Genomic DNA, 24,769 nt, shown 5'->3' with positions numbered 1-24,769 from the left:
CCGCCCCCCGGAGTTCCCTTTGCGGGGTCAGAGCGCGGTGATGACGGAGATCGTCGTCGAGACCGCCGACGTAATGATGATCACGTTGGTCAGGCTGAAGATCCAGCCGTTCTCGATGGCGGTGGCCCGGTCGAGGAGTATTTCCGGGGTGTCCGTTGCCTGGAGACTCGTGGGAGGCATCGGCAATACCAGGTACCACTTGGTGTCGGTGCTCTGCACCAGCCGCAGTTCTCTGCCGGGTTCGAGGGGCAGGGCCTGCTCGACCAGGGCCATGGCGGTGGTGCTGTCCGCGGCGTTCGGGGGCAGGCTGACGTACTTGGCCTCCGCCGTGTCCTGGACGATTTCCAGGTCGATGCCGGCCGGGCAGTCAAAGCCTTCCTCGGCGAGAACGGACTTGGGGCCGGCGATGAGTTCGGCGCGGTAGTCATCGTCCTGCCAGGCGCGGGCGATTGCCATCGCGACGACCACGGCGAGGCGTTCGTCGGTGGTGGAGTGGTTGGCCAAGAGGGTCATGCTGGTTACACCCTTTCGACTGGAGTGGATGTGCGGTTGGGTGTTGCGTCAGGGGGAGGCGGGTGGAGGGTCAGCCGTGGCGTGGTGCCGAGGGCAACGCCTTGCCCGCATGGGCCGGGGGAGTGTCGGCGTATCCGGCCGGGAGGGGCAGGCACCGTGGGCCAGGCTGACTCGGCGTGGGGGCGGCCAGGAACCGTCCGGTGTACCGCATACGTTGGACGGTGCCGGTCCGCCGTGCATCGCCGGGGACTCGTACCGGAACGCGAGCTCCGGGACGATCGCCGGGGTCAACTCCACCGCGGCGTTGGGGGAGAACCGGCACTGGTCGGCGATCGGCCGGGCCGGTGTTGCGTCGCTGGAACCGGGTGACACTGTTCCCCCTCCGTGGTGGCGAGCGCTGTCGGGCCGGCCGGCCGTCGACCGTCGTTCGGTCCGCGCAACCTCCGCCGCCTACCAACAAGTTGGCCGATCACTCGTCGAACTTCATTCCGGAGCGTTCCGGAGGAGGCCAAGTGGAATCGCTTCTGCGGGTTCCGGCACGCCGGATGCCATGCGGGCCGTACTGGTCCGGGCTGCGATCGGCCCCTAGCTTCGCCGCGTGACTTCTTCTCCGCGCCCCATTGGGCGCCGTGGATTCCTTGGCTCCGCAGCCGTGTTGGGCGCCGGGGCGCTGACGGTGGGGACGCACACCCCCGCCCTGGCCAGGCCGCGGGACGCCGCAACGCCGGATGACCTCAGCCATGACCTGGCCCGCAAGATGCTGCTGGTGGGCGAGGACGGCGAGGACCTCAAGCTCCGTTATCTGAACATCCTGATTGATCACGGGCTGCCGAAGGTGTCGAAGACGGCAAAGCCCAAGCACATTCTGGTGGTTGGTGCCGGAGTCGCCGGAATGGCCGCCGCGCTGCTGCTGAAGGAGGCCGGGCACCGGGTCACCGTGCTGGAGGCCAATGCCAATCGGGCCGGCGGCCGCATCAAGACGTTCAAGGGGGTGTTCTCCGACAAGGCGCTGCACGCCGAGGCGGGGGCGATGCGACTGCCCGACTTCCACCCCATGGTGCTGGCGCTGGCCGACAAACTGAAGCTGAAGCGGCACCTGTTCTACAACGCCGATGTGGCACCCGGTGCCCAGGCCACCGGCAAGGTGCCGCCGGTGGTCTACAAGTCGTTCAACGGGCAGACCTGGACCAATGGCGAACAGACGGCGTTCCGCCCGCCGGAGGGGACGGGGCGCACCTTCATCCAGGTCAATGGCGCCCGGGTGGCGCGGGGTGTGTACGCCAAGTCGCCGGCCGAGGTCAACCGGTCCTTCGGCAGCTCGGTCGGCACCACCATGTCCGCCGCGCTGGACAAGGCGCTGGCGCCGGTGACGGTGGCCGCGGATGGCTCCATCCAGAGCCAGATCGACGCCTGGGCCAAGGTCATCCATGAGTACGACGACTACTCCACGCACCGGTATCTGGTCGAACGGGCCGGGTGGAGCCTGGCGGACATCCAGGCGGCGGGCACGCTGGAGAATGTGACCTCACGGCTGCACTATTCGCTGGTCCCCACGCTGATGGACCGGTTCATCATCACGCCGACCACCAGGTTCTGGGAACTGGAGGGCGGCACGGCGGTGTTGACCGATGCCCTGGCGGCCCGGCTCAAGGGGGATATCCGGTTCAACCGCCGGATGACCCGGCTGGTGCAGACCGATGGCGGGGTGCGCGTCGAGACCACCGCGGAGTCGGGGAGCGAGGAGTCCTGCGACGGCGCTCCCGAGAAGCCCCGGGAGACCTTCGAGGCCGACTACGCGATTGTCACGGTGCCGTTCTCCGCGGTGCGGTTCTGTGAATTCGAGCCCGCGCTGTCCTACGCCAAGCGGCGGGCGGTCGCGGAGCTTCACTATGACTCGGCCACAAAGGTGCTGCTGGAGTTCAAGAACCGCTTCTGGGAAAAGGGTTCGCAGGGATTCACCGGCGGTGGCTGTGTGTCGGACAACCCCAACCGCTTCACCTATTTCCCGTCCGTGGTGGAAGGGTCCCGGGGTGGCGTCGTCCTGGCCTCCTACACCTGGTCCGACGAGGCGATGCGGTGGGACTCGCTGACCAACGGTGAACGGTATGCGTTCGCCCTGGATAACCTTGCCCGGATGTTCGGGCCGCAGGTCCGCGAGGAGTTCACCGGGGTGGGCGCCACCCAGTCCTGGGCCAGGGCCCGTTATGCGCTGGGCGAGGCCGCCATCTTCACCCCGGGCCAGCTGCATGAGCACCATCTGGCCACCCGGACCGTGGAGGGGCGCGTTCATTTCGCCGGGGAGCACACCAGCCTCAAACCTGCGTGGATCGAGGGGGCGTTGGAGAGCGCGGTGCGGGCGTGTCTGGAGGTTCACCAGCGCTGAAGCCCTGGGCCGTCGTTGCCGGCTCAGGCCGGGGTGATGTCCCGGTGGGCGCGCGTCTCGTCGAAGTAGGTCACTCGCCAGGCGGGGCCGCGTTCCCGGGCCAGTTGCCGGGCGAGTGCCTTTCCGGTGGCGATGAAGGCGCGTTCCGCCTCTTCCGACGGAAACGCGGAGGAGGCCGGATCGTCCCGGACGAGAATGCCGTCGTACTCCAGCGCCCAGCGGTCCAGCCGTTGCGCCAGCTCTGGCGAAAGGGACAGCCGGGGATCGTCGGGGGACACGTTGTATTCGGGGAAGTCCGGTACCCACAGCGGATGGCAGTCATAGTCGGCCATGACGCGGATCAGTCGTGGTTCGGCCATGGTTCCTCCGTACACGCTGTGCGTCAGCAATACATCGGCATCGCAGAAAAAGCGCCCCCGTCACCGTGGTAACGGTAACGGGGGCACTGGACAACGCGTGCGCCACCAGGGACTCGAACCCCGGACCTGCTGATTAAGAGTCAGCCGCTCTAACCAACTGAGCTAGCGGCGCGGCAGGAATATTACCCGCTACGCCGTTCGAAGCAAATCCCGTCCGGGACTGTCGGTAACGGCCACCGTGGGGGAGACCGCGAAGACCCCTTCGGGCAGGTGGTGGGCGTAGAACCGGTCGAGGTCGGTGTGGGTGTCCAGCCAGGCCCGCATCTCCGTTTCCGAGGAGGGCAGTTCGGCCAGCAGGCGGTCGTAGACGCGGGCGTGGTAGGCGAGGGCGTGGGTGGCGGTCAGGCCCTGGGTGGTCTGGAGGTGGTGGCAGCCGGGGGCCGGCTCGCGCTGCTGGGCGTCGCCGAGGTGGCAGATGTTCCAGCGTTGCTCGGCCAGTTCGGCGAGGTTGGCGGCCAGGACGGTCCGGGCGTCCTCGCGGAAGGCCACCTGGTCCTCGAAGACCAGCACATGCTCCAGGCCCTGCTGGCGGGCCTGGGCGAGGGCCAGCCGGTGGGCCAGGGCTCGTTCCGCGCGCGGGTCCTCCGACGCGGGCGGCACCAGGCGGCGTACCCGGTCCGCGACGCCCAGGCGGCGCAGGCGGCGGCCGGCCGAGGCCCAACCCGTGGCGCTTCCGCCCGGGTTGACGCAGACCAGGGCGTCGAAGTAGCTGAGCGGGTGGTTCTTCTCGGCGACATAGTCGGCCAGCCAGCGCTCCACCACCTCGCCACAGGTCTCCCGGTAGTAGTCCAGCACGGGCTCGACGGCCATCCCCACCTCCTCCCAGGCCAGCAGGTAGTTGCGGCAGCGCTCCGCCGCGTCCACCGGGTAACTGACGCCGTGCGGCCGGGCGAACCGGTGGGTCCAGCGCAGGAAGGGCAGGCACAGCACCCGGGCACCGGCCGCCCGGTACTTCTTGTGGATATAGCCCTCCTCGCCGCCGTGCCCGCGCATCCGGGGGTTGAAGCCCAGCCAGGCGTCCTTGCGGCAGGCGAACAGCCCCAGCCCCTGCATGCCGATCTCGAAGGGCGGCGCGTCCGGGTCCATGCCGCGCGGGTCGCAGCCCCACACCCCGAAGAGGTTGTTGAACACCGGGTCCATATGGGTCTGGACCGTGCACAGGTCGTCATTGAGCACCGGACCCTGGAGCAGATCGCGCGAGCGCGGATGGGCGTCCGCGTAGCCGAGGAAGCGGGCCAGCGCGCCGGGGACGAGCAGCACATGGCAGTCCACGCACATCACCCACTCGGTACGGGCCTCACGGAAGATGATGTCCCGTACCCCGGTGCCCTTGAGGTGGTCCACCGGCAGGTAGCGCAGCCCGGGCACGGTGCCCTCCAGGGCGCGCAGGGCGTCGGCGGCCGGTCCGCCCGGGTCGTTGTCCAGCAGCAGGATGTCCACCCGGTCGGCGACCTCGGGGTGGTAGAGCCGCAGTGCCAGCACGGTGAAGTAGGCGCCGTCGTAGTCGTCGTGGACGGCCATGCCGACGGTCAGGCGGCCGGGGGTCGCGGCGGTGGGTTCCGCCGTGGTCGCCAGGGGGGTTCGCGTTGTCATAAGAGGTCCCTAGGACGCGGCGAGCCAGCCGTGGAAGGCGAACCGGCTGTCCAGCAGCTTGGCCGACGGGCAGGTCACGGGCCGCACCTGGTACCAGGCGTCGGAGGGGAAGAAGACCAGCGAGTCATGGTCGGGCTGAACGTCCCGGAAGGACTCGGCCACCTGCGGATGTCCGTCGCGGATGGTGGTGTCGAAGATCCGGGTCTGTCCGCCCAGAAAGCCCCGCGGCCGGCGGTGCAGATGGTAGAGGAAGCTGATCTTGCGGTCGTCTCCCTCGCCGGCCGCGTCCCGGCTCGGCGGCTGCTGCCGCATCGGGTCCCGGCTGAGCTGGTTGTGCATGGTGAAGCCAAAGGCCACCCGGACATTGCCCGGGGCGACGCCCAGCAGCGGAGAGACGCCCAGCATGGTCATCACCATCGGAGCCAGACGGGTCAGGGCCTGGGCCAGTTCCGGGAAGCGCGCCGTCTGTTCGGCGCAGCGCCAGGACGGCGGCACCAGCATCTCCGTGCCGGAGCCCTGCTCCCGGACCTCCGTCATCAGTGCCAGGCACGCCTCCTCCAGCAGCCGGTCGGCCACCGTGGCGCCCAGGACATCGTCGAACCGGCAGAACTGGGTCGCCAGCGAGACCGTGTTTCCGGCGGACGATGGTGTTCCGTCCGGAGTGGTCTCCACCACACCGACGCTCTCGGTCATCGCGTCACCTCCCGCGCTCGCCCCCGCCGCCTGGTTGGTGAGGCCACCGTTACCCGCTCCGCTTGTCATACGAAACTTGGGTGCGCCACCGGTGTCGGGCCGCCACCCGAACAGGCCAGCTCCCCGCGCGGGCCCCGGCCCGCCCGCCTACCGTGGCCTGGGGAAAGCAGAAGTCCTGAGAGCAGAAGCCTTGAGAGCAGAAGCCCCTGAACAGGACGGAGGCCCCACCATGTCCGAATCCTCAGCACAGGACCGCATAGCCGCGCTGATCGGCGCGGCCGCGCTCGCCGCCACTCTGTCGGCGACCGTCACCGACAGCGCCTCGGCGATGGAGGCCCGGTCCACGGGCGTCCACCGGAGCGAGGCCGCCGCCCTGGACGGCGTCAGCTGCGCCGCCGACCACGGTGGTGCGATGGGGACGGGTGCGGACCCCACGCTGCCGACGGTGCCCACGCTGCCGACACTGGGACTGCCGGACAACACACCCGCCCAGCCGACCCTGCCCACCCTGCCGACATTGCCGAATCTGCCCAACCTGCCCAACTTGCCTTTCCACGGCCGCGGATAGCCGGGCAGGTGCGTACCGCTCGCAGCGGAACGGACAGAAAAAAGGGCGGGTATTCCCCTCGGTCACCCGATGGGAATACCCGCCCCATATGTGCGCCGCCAGGGACTCGAACCCCGGACCCGCTGATTAAGAGTCAGCTGCTCTAACCAACTGAGCTAGCGGCGCATGCGAGGTGAATATTACCCGCTCTCGTGTTCATGGCAAATCGGGCCCCTGGTTCGGCTCCCAACGGGCGTAGCCACCGCGCCGCTGTCATCATGGCCACAGTCGTCCGTCACCTTCGGCAGCGTTTTGTCACGGAAGGGGGTCGGAGAATGACGGTGGGCTCAAGTCCTTTCCAGCACATCGGGCTGGCCGCCGAGCACGCCTCGCCCGAGGACCCGGAAGGTACCGAGACCAGGGTGGCCCTCACCCCCGACGGCGTGGCGGCACTGGTGCGGCATGGCTGCTCGGTGGCCGTGGAGAGCGGTGCGGGCCGTGCCATGGGGTTTCCGGACGCCGCCTACCGGGCCGCCGGGGTGGCGATCCAGGGCCGGGACGAGCTCTACCGGGGCAGTGACCTGGTCATCAAGCTGAACGGGCCCGCGCACCAGGAGTTGTGGCGGATGAGCCCGGGATCGACCCTGCTGTGCATGGCCCATGTGCGCTCCGTGCCCATGCGGGCCGCGGTGGCCGATGCCCGGGGCGTCAACCTCCTCGCCATGGAACTGATCGACGAGCGCCCCGAGGTGCTCACCGACTCCTATGTGCGCAGCCAGCTGGCCATGCGCCGGATGCTGGACGGCGTCCCGTCCGGGCTGGAGGCCGCCGGTGAACTCGACGTCTCCTTCGCCGGATTCGCCCCGGACGCATTCGGCGCGCTGCAGTACATCGCCCGGCGCGATCCCAGGTCGCTGCATATGGCCCAGCCGGGACTGCCGGGTTATGTGCATCCGGTATCCGTCCGGTTCGCCCATCAGGGCCGTACCGTCGGGCACTACGCCCTGGACGAGATCTCCTCGGACATCGCCACCGCGGCCATGGGTGAGTTCCGGGCCGCATATCCGGTGCGGCCGCGCGGTGACCGGAAAATCCACTGCCTGCATGAAACCGGCCGGGCGGGCGCCCTGTTCGGCATTGAACTGGCCCTGCGGAAATCCCCGGCCGTACGGACCGTGCGGGACATCAGGGTCAGCATTCTGGGATATGGCAGAGCGGCCTTCGGTGCCCTGGACGAATGCATGCGGCATGGCATCGCCCAAGCCGACATCCTCACCCGGCGGGCCACCCGCCGGCCGGCGGTCCGCCGCTATCTGCGCAACAGCGACCTCATTATCAACGGCGTGGAACGCGAGACCGGTTGTGAGGGCGGCGACTACATCATCACCAATGGCGACCTGTTGGCCGTACTGCGCCGGGGCACCGTCATCATCGACCTGGTCGGGGGCAGCGTCACCAAGCGCACGGCGGTTCAGCCGGTCGTGGACGCCACCCATCCCGGGGAGCCCCATTCGGTGCGCAACGGCGTCTATCTGGCCTCGGTGTGGGACTGGCCGGCGCTGGGATTCCGCACGGAATCCGTGGAGCGGTACAGCCGGCAGATCGTCCACGTCCTGCTCCATGATGAATGCCTGGTCAATGGGCTGGGGAACGCCCCGGCCGGCATCACCAGGGCACTGGTGGCCGGGCCGGTGCTGGCGCGAACGGGATGGCACCGCTCTTCCCAGCAGGTGGCACTGAGTGCCACACTGCGCGCATGATCAAGCGAGCGACTGAGGCGGTGGAGCAGGCATGGGCGGCCCTGGGCGGTGACCCCGCACGGGTGGCGTCCATCAGGTACCAGGGACCGAGCGATGTGCTGCCGTCCCGGCTTCCGGTAAGGGAGTTGGCGCGGGCCACGGTCGCGGTGTGCGGCCTGGCGGCGGCGGAGCTGGCGGCGGCCCGCAACGGCGGGACGCCGCCCGGGGTGCGGGTGGACGACGGGGCGGTGGCCACCGCCTTCCTCAGCGAACGGCAACTGCGGCTGGACGGCCGGGCGGCGGTCAACTTCGCCCCGCTGTCGCGCTTCTGGCGCACCGCGGACGGCTGGGTGCGCACCCATGCCAACTACCCGCATCACCGGGCACGGTTGACCGAGGCGCTGGGCCTGGCCGCCATGGCCCCGGACGACGAAGGGGCCTTGGTCGAGCGGGTGGCCGCCGAACTGGCCGGGCGACGGGCGGCGGAGGTGGAGGAAACGGTCTTCGCGGCCGGTGGGCTGGCGGTCGCGGCCCGTACGCCCGAGGAATGGGCGGCGCATCCGCAGGGCGCGGAAGTGGCGCGGCGACCGCTGCTGTCACTGCGGCGGACCGGCGACGCACCGGTGCGCCGGCTGGGCCCCGGCGGCGCGCCCGCCGAGGGGCTGCGGGTGCTGGACCTCACCCGGGTCATCGCCGGCCCGGTGGCCACCCGGACCCTGGGGCTGCTGGGCGCGGACGTCCTGCGGGTGGACTCGCCGGGGCTGCCGGAGAGCCAGGACGCGCATAACGACACCGGGTTCGGCAAGCGTTCCACCGTGCTCGACCTGGCCCGCCGGGCCGACCGGGCCGTCTTCGAGGGCCTGTTGGCCAAGGCCGATGTGGTGATCACCGGCTACCGGCCCGGGGCACTGGACCGCCATGGGCTGTCGGCCCGGGCCCTGGCCGAGCGCCGACCCGGCCTGGTCATCGGGCAGTTGAGCGCCTGGGGCGATTACGGACCCTGGGGCGGGCGACGCGGCTTCGACAGCCTGGTGCAGGTGCCGTGCGGCATCGCGGCGATCGAGGCCGACGCCGAAGGCCGGCCGGGCGCGCTGCCCGCCCAGGCCCTGGACCATGGCACCGGCTATCTGATGGCCGCCGCCGTCCTGCGGGCACTGGCCGAACAGCGCACGGCCGGTGGCACGTACCACGCCGTACTGGCCCTGGCCCAGACCGCCAACTGGCTGGTCAACAGCGTGCCCCCGGACCAGGGGGCGGCACCCGGGCCCTACCGGCCGGAGGCATACCTGGCCGAGGCGCGCGGCGAACTGGGGGTGCTGCGCCATGCGTTGCCGCCGGTGAGCATCGATGGCGGACCGGACAACTGGGTGCGGATTCCGGGCCGTTGGGGGACGGACGCGCCGGAGTGGAGCGCCCCTTAAGGGGCGCGGGGAACCGCGCCACAAGCCACCCATGGTCCGCACTTGAAACGAACGGGGGGCGCCCCGCAAGGGCCGCGGGGCTGCGGCGCTCATGCGGCTGGGCCGCATGGGCGCGACCGGCCACGCACGGCCCGAACCGGAAACGAACAGTGTGCCGCACAAGGGGCGCGGGGCAGCTGCGTTATGCGGCTCCGCCCCGTGGGCGCGGCCGGCCACCACCGGCCCGCACCCGAACAGTGCCGCCCCTCAATCCCCCTTGCGGTCCACGTACTCGAACACCGACCCATCCGGATGCCGCGCCACCAGGTTCCGTCCGATAGGCGTCGGCACCGGCCCCGCGATGATCTCCGCGCCCACTGCCCGCAGATCGGCCAGGGCCTCGTCCACATCGGACACCGCTATGGTCGCCGTGATCTTGCGCAGGATGGACAACTCCGCCTCGGGCCCGCTCATCAGGAAGAAGCAGCCGACCGCCGCGACCGACACCCCGCCGCGCTGGAAGCGCAGTGCCTCCGCCCCGGTCAGCCGTTCGTAGACGGCGATCGCCGCTTCCAGATCGCCGACGCACACCCTGAGCGAAGTCCCGAGAATGTTCATGGAAACCAGGCTAGTTGGCCGAGGGGACTCGGCACAGCAGTTCACCGGAGGGCACCGAGAACCAGGCGTCGGGGTGGCGTCCCCACTCCCGCCATGCCTCGGCGATCCGCTCCAGGCCCGCGCGGTCCGTATGCCCGCCCTCCACCGCGAGCCGGGCGTAGGAGGAAGCCAGGGTCCGCTCCGCCCAGAGCTCGCTCCACCAGGCGCGATCCGCGGGAGTGGCATAGCACCAGGCGCTCGCCGTGGCGGTGACGTCCGTCAGCCCCGCGCACCGGGCCCAGGACAGCAGCCGCCGCCCGGCGTCCGGCTCGCCGCCACTCGCACGGGCGACCCGTGGGTACAGCCGTTGCCACTCGTCCAGGCCCGGCGACAGCGGATACCAGTGCATGGCCGCGTAGTCGCCATCGCGCACCGCGATCAGCCCGCCCGGCCGGCACACCCGGCGCATCTCCCGCAGCGCCCCCACCGGGTCGGCGAGGTGCTGAAGCACCTGGTGGGCGTGGACGGCATCGAAGGAACCATCCGGAAAGTCCAGCGCCCGCACATCGCCGGTGGTGAACTCCAGGTTGTCCAGGCCGCGTTGGGCGGCCATTGAACGGGCCCGCTCCAGTACGGACCCGGCCGGGTCCAGCCCGGTCACCCGGCCCTGCGGGACCAGGGCGGCCAGATCGGCGGTGATGGTGCCCGGACCGCAGCCGATGTCCAGGATCCGCATCGAGGGCCGCAGTTCGGGCAGCAGATAGGCGGCCGAGTTGGCGGCCGTGCGCCAGCTGTGTGAGCGCAGCACCGACTCATGGTGGCCGTGCACATAGACGGCCCCGCCGGGGCGCTCTTTCGGGTCCGTCGACGGTTCGGGCATGGTGGTCCCCTCCTCCTGCAACGGCAGTGTTCGACCTGCAACGGCAGCGTCCGACCCGTTCACCGTACGCGTGGCTCTCAGCATGCGAGAGGGGTGTCTTGCGATACGAGACATGGCTTCACCCGCACGTCCGCGTCCGTCCGGCACATACCCCCGTGGTCTGCGAAGGTGGCGGAAAACCGGGCGCGGCGCGGAGGTGCACAGGGATGCGGAAAGGCTCTCCGGCGCTGCCCGCGTTCCCCGCACCGGAACGCGGCCTTCCGGTGCTGCCGGAACTGGCGGACCGGCTGACCCGCACCGCGTCCCGCACCACACCCGAGCCGCTCGGCGGCGGAGCCGCGCTGCGTGAGGCCGCCTGTGGTTACTGGGCGCGGCGCGGGCTGTCCGCCCGTCCCGCCGATGTACTGGCCGCGCCCGGCCCCCAGGCACTGCTGCTGGCACTGCTCGCCTCGGCCGGCGGCGAGGTCCTGCTGACCAGGCCCTGCGCCACCTGGTACGCGCCGCTGGCCCGGCTGGCGGGGCGGCTGGCCTACCACGTGCCGGTACCGGCCGAGTGCGGCGGCGTCCCCGATCCCTTCGCGCTGCTGGAGACCGTCCGCCGGATCCGCACCGAGGGCGGCAGACCCCGCTTCCTGGTGCTCTCGGTCGCCGATGACACCACCGGCACCATCGCCCCGCCGGAGATCCTGCACGAGGTCTGTGAGGCGGCCGCGGCCGAGGGACTCACCGTGATCAGCGACGAGACCTGGCGCGACATACGGCATGACGCCCATGCCACCGTGTTCGTCGGACCGGCGGAGATGGACCACGAGCGGGTGGTGGTGCTCACCGAACTGTCCGGTGTGCTGCTCCCCGCCGCCTGGCCCGCCGCCGTCGCCTTGTTCCCCTCCTCGCCGGCCGGCCTCACCCTGCGCACCCGGGCCCAGGCCGTGCTCACCGCGCTGCGGGCCGAGCTGCCGCCGCCGGTGGCGGTCGCCGCCGAGTACGCGCTGACCGAACCGGCCGCCGTGGCGGCCCGCGCCGCGGCCGCCGCGCGGCTGTACGGAACCGTCGCCCGCGCGGTCCACCGGCGCACCGCCGAGGCCGGGGTGCTCGCCCGGCCGCCACAGACCGGTCCGCACCTCTACGCCGACCTCGGTGAACTACGGGAGGCCCTGGCGGCCCGGGCCATCACCGACTCGGTGGAACTGGAGGAACGGCTGAGCACGGTGCTGGGCCACCCGGTGCCCGGCGGCCACCGCTTCGGCGACGACCCGGACGCGCTGCGGGTACGGCTGTCGGTGCTGCCACTGCTCGGGGCCGGCGACGACCAGCGGCTACAGGCCCTTGACGCGGCCGACCCGCTGCGGTCACCGGTCGTTGGCACGGCACTGGCCACACTGGGAGCGGTGTTCGGTGAACTCGCCGCCACCTGACCCGCTGTCTGACTCACCGTCTGACCCGACGTCGATGAGCGGGCCGCCGCCGCACCGGTCCGGCCGGCCCACGCCGAATGGAGCCTGTCGATGACCGAACAGACCGAGCGCCCCCTGGCCCAGCCGCGCCGCCTCGGCGAACACCGCATCTGGCCCCGGGCGTTCACCGACCGGCTGACCTCACCCCTGCCCGGCGTACGGGCCCTGGCCCGGCTGGCCCGGGAGGGGCAGCTGCGCCCCAGCGCCGCCTCCCTGCGCGAGATCGCCGAACTCCCGGTGGAACCCGCCCCCTTGCCCGTGGTCAACGCCGCCACCATCGCCACCACCTGGGCCGGACACGCCAGTTGGGTGATCAGCATCGGCGGACTCACCGTGCTCACCGACCCCGTATGGTCCCGCAGAATCCTGGGCACCCCGGCCCGGATCACCCCGGTCGGCGTCGACTGGGCGGACCTGCCCCGGATCGACGCCGTGGTCATCAGCCACAACCACTACGACCACCTGGACGCCCCCACCCTCAAACGGCTGCCCCGCGACACCCCGCTGCTGCTGCCCGCCGGACTGGCCCGCTGGGCCCGGCGCCGCCGCTTCAGCAATGTCACCGAGCTGGACTGGTGGGAGGCGGTCGAACTGCCCGGCCCGGCCGGGCCGGTGCGCCTGGACTTCGTCCCCGCTCACCACTGGAGCAAGCGCACCGTCACCGACACCTGCCGCTCGCTGTGGGGCGGCTGGGTACTCACCGCCCCCAGCGGCCAGCGGGTCTACTTCGCCGGGGACACCGGCTACGGCCACTGGTTCCAGCGCATCGGCGCCCGCTACCCGGGCATTGACATCGCCCTGCTGCCCATCGGCGCCTATAACCCGCGCTGGATGCTGGCCCCCGTGCACACCGACCCGGAGGAGGCCGTCCGCGCCTTCCAGGACGTCGGCGCCCGCTACCTCGCCCCCATGCACTGGGGCACCTTCCTGCTCTCCGCCGAGCCCCCGCTGGAACCCCTCCGCCGGCTGCGCCTGGCCTGGGAGACGACCGGACGGCCCCGGGACGAACTGTGGGACCTGCCGGTGGGGGGCTCCCGCGTCCTGCCGCCGGTGGACGCGGAGACCTACCCGGCGGCGCTGGCCTAGATCCTTATGGCCTGGATCCTCCTATGACTGTGTCTCCAGCACATACACCCGCAGCGGAATGCCAAACTCCGGGTGTACGGTCTCCCGTTCCCGCCGCATCCCCAGCTTGAGCATGATCCGTTCGGAGGCGGTGTTCCCGGTGTGGTGCACACTCACCACCCGCGCCAGGTCCCGCTCACGCAGCGCGAAGTCCAGTACCGCACGGGCCCCTTCGGTAGCCAGCCCCCGCCCCCAGTAGGACCGGCCCAGCCGCCAGCCGATCTCCACCGCGGGCATGACCTCCGGCAGATACGCCGGCACCATCAGCCCGACAAACCCCACCAGCTGCTTCTCCTCCCGCAACTCCGCCGCGAACAGCCCGATCCCGCGCTCCTCCCACTCCTCCTCCCAGGCGGCGATCCCGGCCGCCGTCTGCGCCCGGTCGCGTACGGATCCATCGCCGATCCAACGCATCACTTCCGGGTCGGAGTTGATCGCCGCCATCGCCTCGATGTCGTCCTCGCGCCAGCGGCGCAGGGTCAGCCTGGGGGTGTTGAGAGTGATCGTCATGGGGGGATCCTGCCCAGGGGCGGGGGGTGGGGCACTTGTGGGTTTGGGCGGGTGGATTGTTACTCCTGGTGGTCGGTGTGACACAGGACACCGGAGTCGGTGGGGTGAATGCGCTAATTGGTGCGGGGATGTTGGCATTTCCGAGGTCTGGACCGCACCTAGGCCATCCCTTTACTGTCCCATCTCACGACCTTTATCTGGTCTTCACATTCAGCTTTGGGGAGGGCTGGGGGGATGTTTTGTCGTGCCCGAAGACGGGTGCTGGGCGGAGTCGTGGCAGGTGGGTTAGGTCTGACGCTGACCATGGGAGCCCTGGGGACGGCAGCAGTAAGCCCATCGAGGACGTGAAGACGGGCGACAAGGTCCTGGCAACGGACCCCGATACGGGGAAAGCGACGTCACGTGAGGTCGTCGCGACCTTCGACACCCGGCATGACAAGGACTTCACCGACCTGACGGTGGAAACGGAGCGGGGCGCGGCGAGCGTCATCGCGACGGACACCCATCCGTTCTGGGAGCCGACCGAACGGAAGTGGGTCAACGCGGGCGAGCTCCGCCCGGGCTCCCGTCTGCGCACTGAGAAGGGCGAGTTCCTCCGGGTCAGGGCGACCAGGCATTTCGTCAAGCGGCAGCGGACGCATGACCTCACGGTCAGCGGGGTTCACACCTACTATGTGCTTGCTGGTAAGACCCCGGTGTTGGTGCACAATGTAAATTGTGGGCCTAGCCTGAAGGACTTGCAGAAGGACTGCCCTCGGCGCACAGTGGGAATTCTTGATGTCGGGAATGATCAGCTTCCGATGATCAGTGGCCCAGGAGGACAGGCGGGGCTTCTCAAGGATCTTCCGGGTCGGGCGGGGGCTAATGCAGAGCATGTGGAGACGCATGCGGCAGCCTTCTTGCGCATGAATCCAGGAATCAGAAAGGCGGTGCTCTACATCGACTATCCGACGGGAATGTGTGGAACATGCAGAAGCACCTTGCCTGAAATGTTGCCCGAGGGTGCCCAGTTGTGGGTTGTCTCGCCGCAGAGGACCGAGAAATTCGTGGGACTTCCTGACTGACTTGGGAAAGTAAATCGGCGGCCGGTCCGGTGGATCGGCCGCCGATTTATGTTTTGGCTAGCTACCAGGGGGGTGGGTCATTCGTTGTGTAGTCCTGAATGTCGGAATAGGAGCGCCACTTGATTCCTGAGGTATTCTCTGCCCATGCTAGATCCTCCACCGTAAGCGCTGCCAGAGTAACGTCGTACCCTGTTGGAGAGCTACTGCTCGGATGGACGAGAGAAAGCCAATCCTCACCGAAGAGGATGCGCGAGTCGCGAGTAGGCCAGTTCCAGGCAGGAAAAGGGAACTCGTGACTCCATTCCTGAGACAAGAGCCAATCCATTTGTACTCCTTCTGCGACTTTCCGTGCAGGAGCACCGAGGATTGCCTCGACGACTGTGGCGTGAATCAAAAATTCTGAGAGCTGTTCATCAGTCCGCTTCCATGGAGTGGGCTCGTCGCATGGTTCTCGCTCGTATACGAAGTGGTCTTCGCCATTCGGGTCAAATGCCCAAAGCCTGGTTCCTTGATTCTCGACCCAGAATGGAACCTTTTCGTCCTCTATTGTGAGTTCTGACAGGGGGATGGCGTAGTTGTGTGACGTGATAGCTCCGTTCCACTGACTGGAGAATTCATGCCACTCGACGAGTTCCCTGGGGATTTCGGGTGATTTTTCCAATCTTGTGTTAGGTGACGTCGGGGCGCCGTACCATCTCCGTAGAAAACGCAACAGGCCCTGATTGTCCGTTGGGGCGAGTGGGCTCATGTGAGTCATTATGCCCCGCCGAAAAGATTCTTGAGGCTTGCTGTAGCCCAGCAGTGGGGTGTCTTCCAACGGCTGCAGTCAACCCAAGGAGGGTCGAGAAGGCGGGGGACGCGGGCGATCCATCGGTGGCCTCGTGCCCAACACGGTTCGCACCGATCCATAAGCGGTGAGCGCCCACGCTCGAGATTGAGCCGGAAAATCAGCGGTCACAACCTCCTCGCTTTGCTGCGCAGGGTGCCCTGGGTCAGGGACGTGGTGAAAGTGCGCCAAGTAGGGGTGGGGAATATCAGTGGTTGGGCGTTGGGGTCTTGGAGGCGTTTGCTGTCGCGGACGGGGACGGCGCCGGGTATGTCGTCAGCGACTTCGACGCACTCGCCCCCGTCCGGATTGCTGTAGCTGGACTTGCGCCAGGCGGCGCCGCTGAGGTCGGGTGGGGGTGTGGGGATCACGGTAACTCTCCTCCAGCACACGTGAGATGAGTGCCATTGAGTCGTCTGGCGACAAGGCCATGGCGCGGAGTCGATCGTAGGCCAGGGCGTAGGCGGCGGCTTCCGGCCTCTCCTCTGTCAGCCTTCCCGAGAACGCGTCCTCTGTGTAGGCCGCACGCTTGCCGGTTGGCAGCTCCAGAACGAACAGCGATCCGCCCATGGATGGGTGGGCTCCGCTGGCGAAGGAGAGCATTTGGATGGTGATGGTCGGGCGCGCGGCCATGGCCAGGAGGTGGCTGAGCTGTTCGCGCATGACGGGAGGGCCTCCACAAGCCCTGTGCAGCGCCGCCTCGTCCAGGATGACCCAGTAGAGCGGGGGGTTGACGGAGGAGAGCATGGACTGGCGGTCCAGCCGGGTGGCCAGGAAGTTCTCGCGCTGCTCTTCCGATGAGGTCAGGCCGTGGCGGAGCACCTCGCGGGCGTATGCCTCGGTTTGCAGCAGGCCGGGCACCGTGGCCACGGTGTATGCGGCGATCGCAGACGCCTGCGCCTCCAACTCCATCCCTCTTCTTCGGAGGGAATCCCCGCCTTCAGGGCGGGGAGGGAATCCGATCCTGGGCCTTGCGGCGCGGAGCGCCGCAGCATCGCTCCGGAATGCTGTCCCGCTCAGGCGGGGCGCTTCTGGTTTTCGATGTAGTCCTTCACTACCTGGATCGGTGCCCCGCCGCAGGACCCGGCGAAGTACGAGCCTGACCAGAATCGTCCGTGCATCGTGGCCTGGTTCGCGCGGCTGGTGAACTCGGCGCGCAGGTACCTGGAGGAGACGCCTTTGAGGGAGTTGACCAGGTTCGACAGGGCGACTTTCGGCGGGTAGTGCACGAGAAGGTGCACATGGTCCTCTTCGCCGTTGAACTCGATCAGGACGGCGTCGAAGTCCGCGCAGACGTTTCGCATGATCTCTTCGCAGCGCGTCAGCATTTCGTCGTTGAAGGCGTTCCGCCGGTACTTGGTGACGAACACCAAGTGTGCGTGCAGGTTGTGGAGGACGTGACGGCCACGTCGCACCTCGGGGTTTGGTTCCCAGCGTGGTGACATGAACCAAGTGTAGGGTGGTCGCCCCGACTTGAACCGGGGGGGTGGGCCGGATGATCCGTGCGTACACGTTCCTCATGCGGCCTACCGTGGGCCAGACGATCGCGCTTGCTGAGATGCTGCGGGATCACTGCTCGCTCTACAACGGCGCGTTGCAGGAACGCCGCGGCGCCTGGCGGCACCCTTCGAAGACGAGCATCACGTACGGGCAGCAGTCCGCGCAGCTCAAGGAGATCCGGGCATGGGACCCGGAGCCTCAGGGCCGCTGGTCCTTCTCTTCCCAGCAGGCGACCTTGCGGCGGCTGGACAAGGCGTTCGCCGCGTTCTTCCGCCGGATCAAGGCCGGTGAGAAACCTGGATACCCGCGCTACCGTGGGATCGGCCGCTTTGACACGGTGGACTTCCCCAAGGACGGCGATGGCTGCCGCTGGGACTCCACGCCGCGCGACCCGGTGACCCGTGTCCGGCTGCAAGGTGTCGGGCACGTCCGCGTGCACCAGCACCGGCCCGTGGCCGGCAAGGTCAAGACGATCTCGGTCAAGCGTGAGGGAAAGCGCTGGTATGTGATCCTGACCGCCGAGCAGACCGAGCCCGGGCCGCTGCCCGCAACGGGCTCTGTGGCCGGTATCGACATGGGCATAGCCCACTTCCTCGCCGACTCCAACGGAGGGTTCATCGAGAACCCGCGGCACGGCCGGAAGGCCGCCACGAAACTGGGAGAGGCCCAGCAAGCCCTGAGCCGGTGCAAGCGCGGTTCCAAGCGCCGCCGCAAGGCGGTCGAGAAGGTGGCCCGGCTGCACCGTAAGGTGCGCCGCCAGCGGCTCGACCACGCACACAAGACCGCGCTTGGCCTTGTGCGGGAACACGATTTCATCGCGTATGAAGACCTCAGGATCCGCGACATGAGCAAGGCCCCCGCACCGAAGCCCGATCCCGGCAAGCCGGGCGCTTTCTTGCCCAACGGGGGTGCCGCCAAGGCCGGTTTGAACCGCTCGATCGCTGATGCCGGATGGGGGGTGTTCCTCGCGATCCTGAACGCAAAGGCTGCAAGTGCCGGGCGGGAAGTGATGGCCGTGGACCCCCGCAACACTTCCCGGCGGTGCCCCGAATGCGGGCACACCGCCAAGGAAAACCGGCCCACACAGGAGAAGTTCCACTGTCAGGCGTGCGGCCACAAGGCGCACGCGGACACGGTGGGCGCCCTGAACGTTCTACGGGCCGGGCTGGCCCGTCGCGAAGCCCAACCGGCATAGCGAGAAGCCACCCCGATTACGGGATGGAGGAGTCACGAACCGGCGGTACTTGTCCGGGAAGCGCTCTCTGCGCACCATCTGCCAGAGGGATTCGAAGAAGCTGTTCTTCTTGAAGAAGTGGTCGAAGGTACGGGAGTTGTCCAGCGTCGGCGGCGCGCCGGTGGCGCGTTCGATCTGGGCGATGCGGGTGTTGGTGACATGGACGGCCGCGCCCAGCCTCCGCTGGGTCAGGTTCATACGGAGCCGTTCCTCGCGCAGGTTCCAGCCGTAGAAGGCGGCAGCGGAGGTTGACGGGTCCAGGGTCTTGGGTGGCATCGGCCCTCCCAGGTCAACCGGCATGTGCGGTTTATGGTTCGCGGTTGTCAAGAGCCAGGGGCTGTTGAAGCTACCGCCGGAGGGGAGATCGTCGAGGCGAAGTGGGGAAAGGCCCCACGCCAGAGGTAAGGGGCATGGGTTTGATGACTACAACAGCACGTGAGGTGGCCGCGCGTACGGCCCGGGAGTTGCATGACGCGTTCCGGGTGCATGGGCATGCGGTGCAGGTCGTTGCCGAGCCGTGTGCGGAGGGCGGGGAGGTGTATGTGAGCCTGTTCGGGCCGTTGCGGGTTGCGGAGGCGCGCCTGGTTGCCGAGGCGTTGCTGGCCTACCGGGCCACGGAGCGCCGGCTGAGTGCTGAGGTGGCGGCGGTCAACGCCAGGAGCCGGCGGGGCGGGCTGGGGTGAAGGGCGGGGAGGAGCGGCCGGTGCCGCGGTGTGCGGCGTGTGCGCGGATCAAGGCGGCGTACTACGCGGCCGTACGGGAGGGGCGGCGCGCGGCGGCGGAGAGGTGGTGTGTGGTGATGGGGCGGCATCTGCGGGAGGTGCATTGATGGGTGGGGGGCTCCCTCGTGTCCGAAGGCCCTTGGACCGCGCCGTCGCCCCGGGGGCAGGTGTTGCCCATGGGGCGGCCGGCGCCCTCGTTACGTTTTGGGTGCGGGCCGTCTGTGGCTGGTCGCGCAGTTCCCCGCGCCCCTTACGGGGCGCCCCGGCCCCGGCGGCAGAGGCTCCGGTTCCAGATGTTGATATGTCCATGCCCTTATGGCGTGTCCATGGCGGTGGGAAGGTTCGGGCGCGATCGGATGCGGGGCCCGGCTCGTCGGCCTGGGCCCCTGTCTTCACAGGGGAGGGCACCATGCTCAAGAAGCTCGGAAAGCGCCTCGCGGGATCAGCCGGCGCACTCGCGGTCGCCGTCGGCGTCAGTGTCTCCGGTGCCACCGCCGCCCACGCCGACGGCGGCATCGCCTACAGCTGGCAGGTAGGGCACGACTACATCATTGGCTCGCACTGGACGGGCGGCTGCCTCGACGACTCCAACGACTTCAACCTGCGCACCTATGAGTGCAACCAGAACAGCGTCGACGGTGGCTGGCAGCGTTGGCGCGTCATCAACTGGTCTTCCGGCTACGGCCAGCTCCAGAACGTCAACACCGGCCGCTGTCTCGACTGGTCCTCCGACTACGGTCTGCGCACCTACGAGTGCAACTATCCCAGCTTCGCCAACGGCTACCAGAAGTGGGCGCTGGAGCTCTTCAATACCAGTTATGGCTCCACCATCCAGGTGCTGCGCAACGGCATCGACGCCCCGTGGAACTGTCTGGACGACTCCGAGTACGGCGTCCGTGGTTACCCGTGCAACGACCCGTCGAAGAACTCCGGCTACCAGTCCTGGTGGGTCGACAACGCTTATTAGGCGATCCGCTGAGTGACCGCCGTCACAGTGCGTACCGCAATGTCTGCGTATGGTGGATTTCGCGCGTTTGATGCACTTCGTGCCGACCAATCGGGTCGCGAACGTGCGGACTGCCCGATTCCGTTTGATCGGCGGGTGGTGGACGAATGACGGTGGGTGGTCCGGATCGCGGCAGCTTTTGCGGCCGTAAGGGGCACTGCGCGGGACAAAGAGAAGCGATTTTGCGCCCCGCTCTTGAACACTCACTATGTGGACGGTCGCATACATCTGCGACCTGCCCGCAGGATGAGAGGCACATCACCCCATGCAAGACACCGACGGCACCCCCGTGCGCCGCTTCGGCCTCCCCGCAGCGATCACGCTGGTCATGGGGAACATCATCGGCGGCGGCATCTTTCTGCTGCCTGCCTCGGTCGCCCCGTTCGGCACCGTCAGTCTGCTCGCCTTCGGCGTGCTGACGATCGGTGCGATCGCCCTGGCTCTGGTCTTCGGGAAGCTCGCCGAGCGGTATCCGCGGACCGGTGGACCGTATGTCTATGTGCGTGAGGCGTTCGGCGACTTCGCCGGGTTCCTCTCCGCCTGGTCGTACTGGACCATGGCCTGGGTCAGCAACGCGGCGCTGGCCGTGGCCGGTGTGGGCTACTTCCATGTGATGGTCGGCAGCAACCCCTCCAAGAACGCCGACCTGGTCATCGCGCTGGCCATGCTGTGGCTTCCGGCGCTGGCCAACCTGGCGGGTACCCGCTGGGTGGGTGCGGTGCAGATGATCTCCACGGTGCTGAAGTTCCTGCCGCTGCTGTTTGTGGCCGTGGTCGGACTCTTCTACTTCGACCCCAAGAACCTGGGTCACTTCACCGAGGGCGGCACCAGCTGGACCAGCGGCCTGACCGCCTCGGCCGCGATCCTGCTCTACAGCTATGTGGGTGTGGAGTCGGCGGCGGTGAGCGCCGGCGAGGTCCGCGACCCCAAGCGCAATGTCGGCCGGGCCAGCGTGCTGGGCACCATCGGTGCGGCGCTGGTGTACCTGCTGGGCACGGTGTCGGTGTTCGGCACGGTCCCGCACGACAAGCTGGCCAAGTCCACCGCGCCGTTCTCGGACTCGATGGACGCGATGTTCGGCGGCCACTGGGGCGGCACCCTGATCGCGGCCTCCGCGGTGATCTCCATCGTGGGTGCGCTCAACGGCTGGACGCTGATGAGCGCCCAGTCCCCGTACGCGGCGGCCAAGGACGGCCTGTTCCCGGCGGCCTTCGGCCGCAAGCGGCGCGGGGTGCCCACGGTGGGTGTGCTGGCGGCGGCGGTGCTGGCCACCGGGCTGACGGTGATCAACTACTTCTCCGGCTCCGGCGGGGTCTTCAACATCCTGGTGCTGGTCACCACCTTCTCCGCGACCGTCCCCTATCTGCTGGCCTCCGCGGCTCAGGTGTACTTCCTGCTGAAGGGCCAGCGCGACAAGGTCCAGCCGGCCCGGCTGACCCGGGACATGGTGCTCGCCCTGGGTGCGTTCGCCTTCTCCTTCTGGCTGGTGGCGGGCGCCGGGTACGCGGCGGTCTACCAGGGCGTGCTCTTCCTCTTCGTGGGCGTGATCGTCTACGCCTGGATGGCTGCCCGCCGCACGGCGCAGCAGCCGCAGGACGAGGCGGGGGCCGAGGCCGAGGCGGAGACCGCCGAGCCGGCGCCGGCGGCGGAGGCCGTCAGCAGCTGAGCTCGAGCGAAAAGGTTCCTCAGACGACCCGGGTGGTGAACAACCGCCCGGGTCGTCGCATTACCTCGGCGGTAATCGCGCACCATGAGCGCTCGCGGCAAGGTTGGGGCATGGCCGCCGGGCCCGCGCACTCGGGCCCGGGGGTCCCCAACGGACCTATGAACAGGGGAGTTCACCATGTCGCAGACGCAGCAGATGTCGCGGTACGAGGTTGCCGTCGCCCGCTACTTCGAGGCGTGGAACGCCGGTGACGAGGCCGCCCGGGCCAAGGCGGTGGCCGCGGCCTGGACCGAGGACGGGTCCTACACCGACCCGCTGGCCCAGGTCAGCGGGCACCAGGGGCTGGCGGCGGTGATAGCGGGGGCCCAACAGCAGTTCCCGGGCTTTGAGTTCCGGCTGAGCGGGGCCGTGGACGGCCACCATGACACCGCGCGCTTCTCCTGGGAGCTGGTCTCGGTGGTGGACGGGTCGGCGCCGGTGGCCGGGTCCGATGTGATCACCCTGGCCGAGGACGGCCGCATCCGCTCCGTCCTCGGCTTCCTGGACCGGCTGCCTAGCTGTATTGCCCTGTGAGGTTGGGGACGCGGCTGGCGGGTGGTTTGCCTCCCAGCGCGGTGTGTCCGCGGTGGTGATTGTAGGTGTGCAGCCACTGGGGGAAGGCGTCGCGTCGTTCCTGTTCGTTGCGGTAGGGCTTCGCGTAGGCCCATTCGTCGAGCAGGGTGCGGTTCAGGCGTTCGACCTTGCCGTTGGTCTGGGGCCGGTAGGGCCGGGTGCGCTTGTGTGTGATCCCGGCCGCCGCCAGCACATCGCGCCAGGGGTGTGACGTGTAGCAGGCTCCGTTGTCGGTCAGCACCCGCTCGACGGTGATCCCTGCCTTGGCGAAGAACTCCTGGGCACGGGTCCAGAAGGCGGTGGCGGTCTCCTTGCGCTCGTCGGTGTGGATCTCGCTGTAGGCGAGGCGGGAGTGGTCGTCGACGGCGGTGTGGATGTGGCTGTACCCGGCGCCGGAGCGGGTCTTGCGGCCTGCTTGCCGGCCGAGCGCCTTGTGGCCGCCGCCGTCGGGGATGTTGCCGAGTTTCTTGATGTCCACGTGCACCAACTCCCCTGGCCGTGCCCGTTCGTAGCGGCGTATGACGCGGCCAGTGGCGCGGTCCGGGTGCGTCAGGCGGGCCAGGCCGAACCGGGTCAGCACGCGGTGCACGGTCGAGGGGACCAGGCCGAGCAGGTGGGCGATGCGGGCCGGGCCCCACCGGCGCAGGACGCGGACCTTGATGATCCGTCGTTCGGTGCGGGTCGGGGTACGGCGCGGGCTGTGGTGCGGGCGGCTGGAACGGTCGGCCATGCCCGCCTCGCCGTGCCGGCGGTAGCGGTCGGCCCACCGCTGGGCGGTGGTCGGTGAGACCTGGAAGCGTTCGGCGGCTCTGCGCAGCGGCCATCCGTCCTCGACCACGCAGCGGGCCAGGCGCAGACGGCCGGTCTGGGTCAGGGGTGCGTTACGGTGAGGCACGAGGGCCTTTCTTGTCGCTGGTGCAGATGTCGCAATCCACACCAGGCCAGAAGGCCCTCACCCGTTTCAAGATCCCTCAGCCGAGACCTGCATCACCCGTCCACAACCTCCCGGGACAGAACACCTAGCGCCTGACCGCATGCAGATACGCGGCCGTCTCCGGGTCGGCGGGGAGGAAGGTCTCCAGCGCCAGTTCGGAGACGGTCACGTCCATGGGGGTGTTGAAGGTGGCGATGGCCGAGATGAAGGACAGGGTCCGGCCGTCGTGTTCGATCATCAGGGGCAGTGCGAAGGGGGCCGTACGGCCGCCCGAGGCGGCGAGATCCTCGCCGCAGGGGTCCGGCGGGGGATAGCCGCTGACCTCTTCGTAGACGGCGCGCAGCTCGGGCGAGCGGACCACGGCCAGCTGGCGTTCCATCTGGTGCAGCAGATGGCCGCGCCACTCGCCGTAGTTGCGGATGCGTGGGGCCATGCCACGGGGGTGCAGGGTCACCCGCATCGCGTTCAGCGGCGGGGCCAGCAGTTCCTCGTCGACGCCCGCCAGCAGCATGGCGATGCCCTGGTTGGCGGCCACCACCTGATAGGTGCCGTCCACCACCAGGGCCGGGAACGGCTCGTAGGCGTGCAGCAGTTGGTCCAGTGCCGCGCGCAGTTCATGCATAGAGGGGTCGTTCAGGGGACGCTCCGAGTAATGCGGGGCGTAACCGGCGGCGATCAGCAGGGCGTTGCGCTCCCGGACCGGCACGTCCAGGTGGTCCGACAGGCGGAGCACCATCTCCTGGCTGGGCCGGGAGCGGCCGTTCTCGATAAAACTGATGTGCCGGGCCGAGGAGTCGGCGCGCAGGGCGAGGTCCAGCTGGCTCAGGCGCCGTCGGACCCGCCATTCGCGCAGCATGGGACCGACGGTTGGGGCGGCTGCAACAGTGGTCATGGGGCCGACCGTAACCTGCCTCCGGCGCGCGGACCGAGGCGCCCCGTGGCAGGCTTTCCTTGCCAATGGCCCATACCGATGTCCGCGCGACATCCGCCGGACAGCGCGAGATACTGCGAGATACCCGCGATGAAGGGGATGCCTCATGAGCGTTGAACCGCTCTCGCAGAAGGACGTGGAGGAGCGCCTGAAGGAGCTGCCCGGCTGGAGTACGGACGGGGTGCGGATCAGCCGCAAATACTCCTTCGACGGGCACTTCGCCGCAGCGGCGCTGGTGATTCATATCGCCCAGATCCAGGAGGAGTTGGGTCACCACGCCGAGCTGACGCTGGGATACAACACGGTGGCGCTGGCGGTCAACACGCATAGTGTGGGCGGCAAGGTCACCGGCCTGGACGTCGAACTGGCCCGTCGCATCGAGGCGGTGGCGCCGGGCCACGGAGCCCGCTGAGCGAAGCCC

The 24,769-nt window shown here is 68.9% G+C and carries 28 protein-coding genes and 2 tRNA genes; 14 read left to right on the top strand and 16 right to left on the bottom strand.

Translation table 11 applies throughout. The features are described from left to right. Positions 1 to 27 precede the first annotated feature (27 nt). Positions 28 to 513 (bottom strand): hypothetical protein, encoded by a 486-nt coding sequence (locus ACIHFE_RS08665; RefSeq protein ID WP_400105103.1) that lies wholly within the window; start codon positions 511 to 513, stop codon positions 28 to 30. A 598-nt stretch (positions 514 to 1,111) separates the two neighbouring features. Between ACIHFE_RS08665 and ACIHFE_RS08660 the strand changes: the two genes are divergently transcribed. Next, positions 1,112 to 2,896, top strand: coding sequence for a flavin monoamine oxidase family protein (locus tag ACIHFE_RS08660; RefSeq protein WP_400105102.1), 1,785 nt, complete (start codon positions 1,112 to 1,114; stop codon positions 2,894 to 2,896). Positions 2,897 to 2,919: 23 nt separating this feature from the next. Here ACIHFE_RS08660 and ACIHFE_RS08655 read toward each other — a convergent pair whose 3' ends face one another. The 4 genes from ACIHFE_RS08655 to ACIHFE_RS08640 all read right to left on the bottom strand — a co-directional run bounded on the left by ACIHFE_RS08655 (position 2,920) and on the right by ACIHFE_RS08640 (position 5,601). Beyond that, positions 2,920 to 3,255: a hypothetical protein gene (locus ACIHFE_RS08655; RefSeq protein ID WP_400105101.1), complete on the bottom strand. Its 336-nt coding sequence runs from the start codon at positions 3,253 to 3,255 to the stop codon at positions 2,920 to 2,922. Positions 3,256 to 3,353: 98 nt separating this feature from the next. After that, a tRNA-Lys gene (locus ACIHFE_RS08650) sits at positions 3,354 to 3,427 on the bottom strand. Between the two features lie 17 nt (positions 3,428 to 3,444). Next, complete coding sequence (locus ACIHFE_RS08645; protein WP_400105100.1) at positions 3,445 to 4,908, bottom strand: hypothetical protein; 1,464 nt, start codon at positions 4,906 to 4,908, stop codon at positions 3,445 to 3,447. A gap of 9 nt (positions 4,909 to 4,917) precedes the next feature. Next, positions 4,918 to 5,601 carry a 2OG-Fe(II) oxygenase gene (locus ACIHFE_RS08640; RefSeq protein ID WP_400105099.1) on the bottom strand — a complete coding sequence of 228 codons (684 nt, stop codon included), beginning with the start codon at positions 5,599 to 5,601 and terminating at the stop codon, positions 4,918 to 4,920. Between the two features lie 229 nt (positions 5,602 to 5,830). On the opposite strand from ACIHFE_RS08640, the gene ACIHFE_RS08635 reads away from it, so the two are divergent. After that, complete coding sequence (locus tag ACIHFE_RS08635) at positions 5,831 to 6,169, top strand: hypothetical protein (RefSeq protein WP_400105098.1); 339 nt, start codon at positions 5,831 to 5,833, stop codon at positions 6,167 to 6,169. A 91-nt stretch (positions 6,170 to 6,260) separates the two neighbouring features. Here ACIHFE_RS08635 and ACIHFE_RS08630 read toward each other — a convergent pair. After that, positions 6,261 to 6,334 (bottom strand) — tRNA-Lys (locus tag ACIHFE_RS08630). A gap of 149 nt (positions 6,335 to 6,483) precedes the next feature. Between ACIHFE_RS08630 and ACIHFE_RS08625 the strand changes: the two genes are divergently transcribed. Further along, positions 6,484 to 7,908 (top strand): hypothetical protein, encoded by a 1,425-nt coding sequence (locus tag ACIHFE_RS08625; protein WP_400105097.1) that lies wholly within the window; start codon positions 6,484 to 6,486, stop codon positions 7,906 to 7,908. Next, on the top strand, positions 7,905 to 9,308 hold the full coding sequence (locus tag ACIHFE_RS08620) for a CoA transferase (protein WP_400105096.1): 1,404 nt from the start codon (positions 7,905 to 7,907) through the stop codon (positions 9,306 to 9,308). The genes ACIHFE_RS08625 and ACIHFE_RS08620 overlap by 4 nt, the downstream gene beginning before the upstream one ends. Positions 9,309 to 9,554: 246 nt before the next feature. Here ACIHFE_RS08620 and ACIHFE_RS08615 read toward each other — a convergent pair whose 3' ends face one another. Together ACIHFE_RS08615 and ACIHFE_RS08610 are read right to left on the bottom strand one after the other, a co-directional pair. Beyond that, positions 9,555 to 9,905, bottom strand: a complete 351-nt coding sequence (locus ACIHFE_RS08615) for a VOC family protein (RefSeq protein ID WP_400105095.1) — start codon at positions 9,903 to 9,905, stop codon at positions 9,555 to 9,557. A gap of 10 nt (positions 9,906 to 9,915) precedes the next feature. Further along, entirely contained in the window at positions 9,916 to 10,764 is an 849-nt protein-coding gene (locus ACIHFE_RS08610; RefSeq protein WP_400105094.1) for a class I SAM-dependent methyltransferase, read from the bottom strand. Positions 10,765 to 10,970: 206 nt separating this feature from the next. Between ACIHFE_RS08610 and ACIHFE_RS08605 the strand changes: the two genes are divergently transcribed. Continuing rightward, on the top strand, positions 10,971 to 12,179 hold the full coding sequence (locus ACIHFE_RS08605) for an aminotransferase class I/II-fold pyridoxal phosphate-dependent enzyme (RefSeq protein WP_400105093.1): 1,209 nt from the start codon (positions 10,971 to 10,973) through the stop codon (positions 12,177 to 12,179). 90 nt (positions 12,180 to 12,269) lie between these two features. After that, entirely contained in the window at positions 12,270 to 13,304 is a 1,035-nt protein-coding gene (locus ACIHFE_RS08600) for an MBL fold metallo-hydrolase (RefSeq protein ID WP_400105092.1), read from the top strand. Between the two features lie 21 nt (positions 13,305 to 13,325). Here the strand turns inward: ACIHFE_RS08600 and ACIHFE_RS08595 are convergent, their stop codons facing one another. Continuing rightward, positions 13,326 to 13,853 (bottom strand): GNAT family N-acetyltransferase, encoded by a 528-nt coding sequence (locus ACIHFE_RS08595; protein ID WP_400105091.1) that lies wholly within the window; start codon positions 13,851 to 13,853, stop codon positions 13,326 to 13,328. A 128-nt stretch (positions 13,854 to 13,981) separates the two neighbouring features. Between ACIHFE_RS08595 and ACIHFE_RS08590 the strand changes: the two genes are divergently transcribed. Next, on the top strand, positions 13,982 to 14,917 hold the full coding sequence (locus tag ACIHFE_RS08590) for a polymorphic toxin-type HINT domain-containing protein (RefSeq protein WP_400105571.1): 936 nt from the start codon (positions 13,982 to 13,984) through the stop codon (positions 14,915 to 14,917). 61 nt (positions 14,918 to 14,978) lie between these two features. Here ACIHFE_RS08590 and ACIHFE_RS08585 read toward each other — a convergent pair whose 3' ends face one another. The 4 genes from ACIHFE_RS08585 to tnpA form a co-directional block, all read right to left on the bottom strand. Next, positions 14,979 to 15,665 (bottom strand): hypothetical protein, encoded by a 687-nt coding sequence (locus ACIHFE_RS08585; protein WP_400105090.1) that lies wholly within the window; start codon positions 15,663 to 15,665, stop codon positions 14,979 to 14,981. A 206-nt stretch (positions 15,666 to 15,871) separates the two neighbouring features. After that, positions 15,872 to 16,114: a DUF397 domain-containing protein gene (locus ACIHFE_RS08580; RefSeq protein WP_400105089.1), complete on the bottom strand. Its 243-nt coding sequence runs from the start codon at positions 16,112 to 16,114 to the stop codon at positions 15,872 to 15,874. Further along, positions 16,020 to 16,655: a DUF5753 domain-containing protein gene (locus tag ACIHFE_RS08575; protein ID WP_400105088.1), complete on the bottom strand. Its 636-nt coding sequence runs from the start codon at positions 16,653 to 16,655 to the stop codon at positions 16,020 to 16,022. Before ACIHFE_RS08575 ends, ACIHFE_RS08580 begins: the two co-directional genes overlap by 95 nt. Before the next feature lie 104 nt (positions 16,656 to 16,759). Next, a complete protein-coding gene (tnpA, locus tag ACIHFE_RS08570) occupies positions 16,760 to 17,188 on the bottom strand; it encodes an IS200/IS605 family transposase (protein WP_400105087.1) in 429 nt (142 codons plus the stop codon). A gap of 50 nt (positions 17,189 to 17,238) precedes the next feature. On the opposite strand from tnpA, the gene ACIHFE_RS08565 reads away from it, so the two are divergent. Next, positions 17,239 to 18,438 (top strand): RNA-guided endonuclease InsQ/TnpB family protein, encoded by a 1,200-nt coding sequence (locus ACIHFE_RS08565; RefSeq protein WP_400105086.1) that lies wholly within the window; start codon positions 17,239 to 17,241, stop codon positions 18,436 to 18,438. Here ACIHFE_RS08565 and ACIHFE_RS08560 read toward each other — a convergent pair. Next, entirely contained in the window at positions 18,397 to 18,753 is a 357-nt protein-coding gene (locus tag ACIHFE_RS08560; RefSeq protein ID WP_400105085.1) for a helix-turn-helix domain-containing protein, read from the bottom strand. The two genes, ACIHFE_RS08565 and ACIHFE_RS08560, sit on opposite strands and share 42 nt — an antisense overlap. Before the next feature lie 143 nt (positions 18,754 to 18,896). Between ACIHFE_RS08560 and ACIHFE_RS08555 the strand changes: the two genes are divergently transcribed. The 5 genes from ACIHFE_RS08555 (at position 18,897) to ACIHFE_RS08535 (ending at position 22,444) form a co-directional block, all read left to right on the top strand. Further along, on the top strand, positions 18,897 to 19,160 hold the full coding sequence (locus ACIHFE_RS08555; protein WP_400105084.1) for a hypothetical protein: 264 nt from the start codon (positions 18,897 to 18,899) through the stop codon (positions 19,158 to 19,160). Between the two features lie 20 nt (positions 19,161 to 19,180). Then, positions 19,181 to 19,306, top strand: coding sequence for a hypothetical protein (locus ACIHFE_RS08550; RefSeq protein WP_400105083.1), 126 nt, complete (start codon positions 19,181 to 19,183; stop codon positions 19,304 to 19,306). Between the two features lie 302 nt (positions 19,307 to 19,608). Further along, entirely contained in the window at positions 19,609 to 20,166 is a 558-nt protein-coding gene (locus tag ACIHFE_RS08545; protein WP_400105082.1) for an RICIN domain-containing protein, read from the top strand. 304 nt (positions 20,167 to 20,470) lie between these two features. Continuing rightward, complete coding sequence (locus tag ACIHFE_RS08540) at positions 20,471 to 21,871, top strand: amino acid permease (protein ID WP_400105081.1); 1,401 nt, start codon at positions 20,471 to 20,473, stop codon at positions 21,869 to 21,871. Positions 21,872 to 22,066: 195 nt separating this feature from the next. After that, positions 22,067 to 22,444, top strand: a complete 378-nt coding sequence (locus ACIHFE_RS08535) for a nuclear transport factor 2 family protein (protein ID WP_400105570.1) — start codon at positions 22,067 to 22,069, stop codon at positions 22,442 to 22,444. Here ACIHFE_RS08535 and ACIHFE_RS08530 read toward each other — a convergent pair. Together ACIHFE_RS08530 and ACIHFE_RS08525 are read right to left on the bottom strand one after the other, a co-directional pair. Then, on the bottom strand, positions 22,425 to 23,378 hold the full coding sequence (locus ACIHFE_RS08530) for an IS481 family transposase (RefSeq protein WP_400105080.1): 954 nt from the start codon (positions 23,376 to 23,378) through the stop codon (positions 22,425 to 22,427). The two genes, ACIHFE_RS08535 and ACIHFE_RS08530, sit on opposite strands and share 20 nt — an antisense overlap. A gap of 124 nt (positions 23,379 to 23,502) precedes the next feature. Next, positions 23,503 to 24,309, bottom strand: a complete 807-nt coding sequence (locus tag ACIHFE_RS08525; protein WP_400105079.1) for a helix-turn-helix domain-containing protein — start codon at positions 24,307 to 24,309, stop codon at positions 23,503 to 23,505. Positions 24,310 to 24,454: 145 nt separating this feature from the next. On the opposite strand from ACIHFE_RS08525, the gene ACIHFE_RS08520 reads away from it, so the two are divergent. Next, positions 24,455 to 24,760, top strand: a complete 306-nt coding sequence (locus ACIHFE_RS08520) for a 4a-hydroxytetrahydrobiopterin dehydratase (RefSeq protein ID WP_400105078.1) — start codon at positions 24,455 to 24,457, stop codon at positions 24,758 to 24,760. Positions 24,761 to 24,769: the final 9 nt, after the last annotated feature.

Source organism: Streptomyces sp. NPDC052396 (assembly GCF_044593195.1).
Taxonomy (GTDB): domain Bacteria; phylum Actinomycetota; class Actinomycetes; order Streptomycetales; family Streptomycetaceae; genus Streptomyces.
The sequence above is the reverse complement of the archived record's forward strand: the minus strand, read 5'-3'. Positions and strand labels throughout refer to the sequence as shown.